At 48.1% G+C, this 258-nt stretch carries 1 rRNA gene; it reads left to right on the plus strand.

The window, feature by feature from the left end:
- Nucleotides 1–107: ribosomal RNA gene (locus LZP73_RS21230) — 16S ribosomal RNA — on the plus strand; the annotation flags it as partial.
- Nucleotides 108–258: the final 151 nt, after the last annotated feature.

Here is a 258-nt window from a genome sequence, read left to right on the forward strand (position 1 = left end):
TGGGTAGCTTAACCTTCGGGAGAGCGCTCACCACTTTGTGGTTCATGACTGGGGTGAAGTCGTAACAAGGTAGCCCTAGGGGAACCTGGGGCTGGATCACCTCCTTACCTATACGACTAACTCGATGTTTGTTGAGTGTTCACACAGATTGCTTGTTTAGCCTGTCTTCGGATGGGTAGAGCGACATGCGCCGCCAGCCGGTTAGCATAGTTCTTTAACAATTTGGAAAGCTGATAGTATTTAATTACATGATGTCTG

The sequence above is a fragment of the Shewanella sp. AS16 genome (assembly GCF_021412365.1).
GTDB classification, from domain to species: Bacteria; Pseudomonadota; Gammaproteobacteria; order Enterobacterales; family Shewanellaceae; genus Shewanella; species Shewanella salipaludis.